Annotated in this window: 5 protein-coding genes; 3 read left to right on the top strand and 2 right to left on the bottom strand. The window is 66.4% G+C overall.

Features of this window, described 5'->3' with window-relative positions; genetic code table 11:
* Positions 1-74: 74 nt before the first annotated feature.
* A complete protein-coding gene (locus ACO6VM_RS01600; RefSeq protein WP_401059241.1) occupies positions 75-1,007 on the bottom strand; it encodes a LysR family transcriptional regulator in 933 nt (310 codons plus the stop codon).
* Positions 1,008-1,120: 113 nt separating this feature from the next.
* Here ACO6VM_RS01600 and ACO6VM_RS01595 point away from each other — a divergent pair, with 113 nt between their 5' ends.
* Together ACO6VM_RS01595 and ACO6VM_RS01590 are read left to right on the top strand one after the other, a co-directional pair.
* The gene (locus ACO6VM_RS01595; protein ID WP_401059239.1) at positions 1,121-1,381 is read left to right on the top strand and encodes a DUF2790 domain-containing protein; all 261 of its coding nucleotides are present in this window, start codon (positions 1,121-1,123) and stop codon (positions 1,379-1,381) included.
* Between the two features lie 117 nt (positions 1,382-1,498).
* On the top strand, positions 1,499-2,797 hold the full coding sequence (locus ACO6VM_RS01590; protein WP_390971298.1) for an MFS transporter: 1,299 nt from the start codon (positions 1,499-1,501) through the stop codon (positions 2,795-2,797).
* On the opposite strand, the gene ACO6VM_RS01585 is transcribed toward ACO6VM_RS01590, so the two are convergent.
* Positions 2,794-3,492 (bottom strand): tRNA (adenine(22)-N(1))-methyltransferase, encoded by a 699-nt coding sequence (locus tag ACO6VM_RS01585; protein WP_422402668.1) that lies wholly within the window; start codon positions 3,490-3,492, stop codon positions 2,794-2,796. The two genes, ACO6VM_RS01590 and ACO6VM_RS01585, sit on opposite strands and share 4 nt — an antisense overlap.
* Positions 3,493-3,662: 170 nt before the next feature.
* Between ACO6VM_RS01585 and ACO6VM_RS01580 the strand changes: the two genes are divergently transcribed.
* Positions 3,663-4,043 carry a RidA family protein gene (locus ACO6VM_RS01580; RefSeq protein ID WP_125858660.1) on the top strand — a complete coding sequence of 127 codons (381 nt, stop codon included), beginning with the start codon at positions 3,663-3,665 and terminating at the stop codon, positions 4,041-4,043.
* The last annotated feature ends 110 nt before the right edge of the window (positions 4,044-4,153 follow it).

Raw genomic sequence — 4,153 nt, 5'->3', positions numbered from 1 at the left:
TCTGCGTAAGGTATCACCCCTGCGCTGCTCTGTTTGTCTGCGCTCCCCCCCCCCCCCCCCCCATGGCCCTCCGCCTACCGCCAATACTGCGCCTCATCCACCACCCGCTGGTGTTCAGCGAACAGCAACGGCAGCTGCTCCTTGAGGTAGTCGATCCAGGTACGCACCTTGGCATCCAGGTAATGCCGCGACGGGTAGATCGCATAGATCTCACGCTGGCGTAGCCGGTACGGCGCCAGCAACCGGCACAGGCGTCCTTCCTGCATGGCCTGGCTGGCCGAGTAGTACGGCAGCAACCCCACCCCCATGCCCAGCTCGGTGGCCCTGACCATCGCGTCGGCGACATTGGTGAGGAAGGTATCCTGGGGCGCGATGACGCAGTTTTCCGGTGCCTTGCCGAAGGTCCAGTCCTCTTCGAACAGCGGATCGACGGTGCGCAGGCAGGTGTGCGCGTGCAAGTCCTGCGGCTGTTTGGGCACGCCATGCCGGGCCAGGTAATCCGGCGAGGCGCAGAGAATGCTGTGGATGCTGCCCAGCGGGATGGCGATTAGTTGCGAGTCGGGCAAGCCCTGGCCAATGGCGATCACCACATCGTGCCCCTCGGCCAGCGGGTCGGGGTTGCGCTGCGACAAGGTCAACTCCATCACCACTTCCGGGCAGGAGGCGTTGTAGCGCGCCACCAGCGGCATCATCAGCAGGCCCAGGCCATGGGTGCAGTGCAAGCGCAGCCGGCCGCGGGGCGTGAGGTGGGCGCCACGGGCCTCGTCCATGGCTTCTTCGGTGAGCAGCATGATCTGCCGCGAGCGCTCGAGAAAACGCTCGCCCGCCTCGCTCATGCGCAGGCGCCGGGTGGTGCGGTGCAGCAGGCGGGTCTGCAGCTGGTTTTCCAGCTCCGCGACGATCCGCGACACCTGCGCCGCCGAGATGTCCAGGGCGTTGGCGGCGGCTGCGAAACTGCCGCACTCCACTACCCGGGCAAAGGTGCGCATCGCATGCAGCATGTCCATGAAGTGGGCTCTCATTCATACATGAAAGGCAGGAATCTATCACGGGTTAGCCCATTTATTGTGAAACACCAATGAATGGATCATGGACACATCCCGAAAACGAGGAGCCTGTCATGAAACGTTCGATCGCTGTTGTCGCCCTGTCCGCCACCCTCGCCTCGTTCGGCGCCTTCGCCGACAGCGCCACCCAGCAGCCCGTGAGCAGCAGCTACGAATACGGCATGCCGATGGACGTGGCCAAGGTCATCTCGATCACCCCGGCCAGCAACGCCGCCGATTGCCAGGTGGGCACCGCGCACATGGTCTACGTCGACCACCAGGGCCAGACCCGCCAGGTCGACTACCGCGAAATGGGCAATTGCTCGCAGCAGTGACGCCTGCGCAAACGGCCGGGAAAAATACCAGCCGTCTTGCTGAAAGTGCATTTGCCCACCTGCCTTGCCGCCCCATGATCGTCCGGAACAACTACAAGAACGTTCCGGAAGCCGATCATGATCGATACCGCTGCTGCCCTGCCCGCCCATTCGCCGGCCGCCACCCATGCACGCATCACCTGGCGGCTGATGCCGCTGCTGCTGGTGTGCTACCTGTTCGCCCACCTCGACCGCATCAACATTGGCTTCGCGAAGATGCAGATGAGCGCAGACCTGGGCTTTTCCGACACGGTGTACGGCCTGGGCGCCGGCCTGTTCTTCGTGGCCTACGCGCTGTTCGGCGTGCCCAGCAACCTGGCTTTGGACCGGGTCGGGCCACGGCGCTGGATCGCCACGCTGATGGTGGTCTGGGGCCTGCTGTCCACCGGCATGCTGTGGGTGCAGGACGCAGCCGGCTTCTATACCTTGCGCTTTTTGCTCGGCGTGGCCGAAGCGGGCTTCTTCCCCGGCATCCTGGTGGTGCTCAACCGCTGGTACCCGGCCAGGCGCCGGGCCCAGGTGACCGCGCTGTTCGCCATCGCCGTGCCCTTGGCCGGGGTGGTCGGCGGGCCGCTGTCCGGCGGCATCCTGCAAGCCTTCCATGACCACGGCGGCCTGCGCGGCTGGCAGTGGATGTTCCTGATCGAAGGTTTACCCGTGGTGCTGCTGGGGCTGGTGGTGCTCAAGTGGCTGCCGGACAGCTTCGAGCAGGTCAGCTGGCTCAGCGCCGAACAGAAACGCGCCCTGCGCGCGGAACTGGACGGCGAAGAACAGCGCAAACCGGTCAGTTCGCTGACCGGCCTGCTGGGTAACGCCCAGGTGTGGCTGCTGGTGGCGGTGTACTTTGCGGTGATGCTGGCGGTGAACACCCTGGCGTTCTGGATGCCCAGCCTGATCCATGGCGCCGGGATCGGCAGCGATGGCCAGGTCGGCCTGCTCAGCGCCGTGCCCTACCTGGCCGGCTGTCTGTTCATGCTCGGTTGCGGGCGCTCGTCGGACCGCCACCGGGAGCGCCGCTGGCACCTGTGCGTGCCGTTGCTGATGGCCGCCGCCGGTATCGCCGTGGCCGGCCTGGCACCGGGCAATGCGCTGCTGGTGATGAGCGGCCTGGTCGTGGCCGGCATGGGCGCCAGTGCCGCGCTGCCGATGTTCTGGCAACTGCCCCCGGCGTTCCTGGCGGGCAACACCCAAGCGGCGGGGATCGCCATGATCAGTTCGTTCGGCAGCATCGCCTCGTTCCTCGCGCCCTACCTGATCGGCTGGATGCGCGACACCGCCAACAGCCCTGGCCTTGCGCTGCAGGTGCTGGCGGTGGCTATTGTGCTCGGGGGGCTGCTGGTGCTGAAGGTGCCGGCCAGCGTGGCCAACCCGCGCTAGGCGGCGAGCATCTCGCTGATCCAGCGGGCCTGATGGGCGATGTCCTGCACCTTGTCCTCGGGCACCGGCTGGCGGGCACGTTCGAAATTATCGAGCGTCTGCTGCTTCTGGCGCAGCATGCGCTGCCACTTGAACAGGAACGCCGGGCTGCGCTGCTCCATCAGCAGCGGGCCGAAGTACAGCTGTTCGGCGCTGTAGACGACCGACTCGCAGCGCTCGGCAACGATGATCTCGTAGTCGAAGCGGTTCTCGCGCAACACTTCTTCGCAGCGGATGCGGTAGTCGTTGTCCATCAGCCACTGGCGCAGCGGCTGCTCGCCGCCGTTGGGCTGCAGCACCAGGCGTTCCTTGCCGCTCAAGCGTTGCTTGCCGGCCTCGAGGATGTCGCGGATGGTCTCGCCGCCCATGCCGCAGATACTCACGGCGTTGATCTCGTCTTGCGGCTCGATGGCTGCCAGTCCGCTGGCCAGGCGCACGGTGGCCTGTGCCTCCAGGCCGTTCTCGCGCACGGTGCGCTGCGCGGCCTGGAATGGCGTCAGTGCCACTTCGCCAGCCACTGCCGCGGCAATCGCGCCGCGGCGCAGCAGCGCCACCGGCAGGTAGCCATGGTCCGAACCGATGTCAGCCAGCCGTGCCCCGGCCGGGATATGCGCCGCCACCCGCTCAAGGCGCGTGGACAAAGTGTGTTGGTTCAACGGTTGCCTCTTTGATCACCCAGGGCCCGGCGCCTGCGGCCGGGTCGGGGCGCGATTCTGCCGTGGGCCGCCGCGCTTATCAAATCGGCGCGACCGCGGCCACGGCTCGACCCGCCCTTGGCGCTCGCGTAGGCTTGCGGGCTTTCCTCCCGTGCAAGGCAGAACATTCCATGGCAAACGACGGCATCATCTTTACCCCGGACCCGGACGCCGACTCCATCTCGTCCGACGTGGCCGAGTACAACGGCGTGCTGGTCAGCACCCAGATCCCTACCCGCGCCGACGGCAGCCTTGAGCTGGGCGACATCACCACTCAAAGCGAATGCACCCTGCAGGCGCTGAAAGTGGCCCTGGAGCGCGCCGGCAGCTCGATGGACCGGGTGCTGCACCTGACCATCTACCTCACCGACATGGCCGACCGCCCGGCGTTCAACGAGGTTTACCAGCGCTTCTTCAGCAAGCCGTGGCCGGTGCGTGCGGCGGTTGGCGTGGCCTCGCTGGCGGTAGAAGGCATGAAAGTAGAAGTGACGGCGATGGCAGCCAAGGCCTGAGCCTCTGTCACACGCCCTCTGTAGGAGCGGCCTCGTCTCGCGAACGGGCTGCACAGCAGCCCCGGCAATCTTGAGGTGTCACTCAGATCCTGGGGCCGCTGCGCAGCCCG

Origin of the sequence: Pseudomonas sp. GZD-209 (genome assembly GCF_049310485.1) — a bacterium.
Lineage (GTDB): Bacteria > Pseudomonadota > Gammaproteobacteria > Pseudomonadales > Pseudomonadaceae > Aquipseudomonas > Aquipseudomonas sichuanensis.
This window is presented reverse-complemented; position numbering and strand designations above follow the sequence as displayed.

What these genes read in the sequence shown, in the direction of transcription:
- ACO6VM_RS01595 (WP_401059239.1), top strand. Translation starts at nt 1,121, where the DNA reads ATGAAACGTTCGATCGCTGTTGTCGCCCTGTCCGCCACCCTCGCCTCG.
- ACO6VM_RS01590 (WP_390971298.1), top strand. Translation starts at nt 1,499, where the DNA reads ATGATCGATACCGCTGCTGCCCTGCCCGCCCATTCGCCGGCCGCCACC.
- ACO6VM_RS01580 (WP_125858660.1), top strand. Translation starts at nt 3,663, where the DNA reads ATGGCAAACGACGGCATCATCTTTACCCCGGACCCGGACGCCGACTCC.
- ACO6VM_RS01600 (WP_401059241.1), bottom strand. Translation starts at nt 1,007, where the DNA reads ATGGACATGCTGCATGCGATGCGCACCTTTGCCCGGGTAGTGGAGTGC.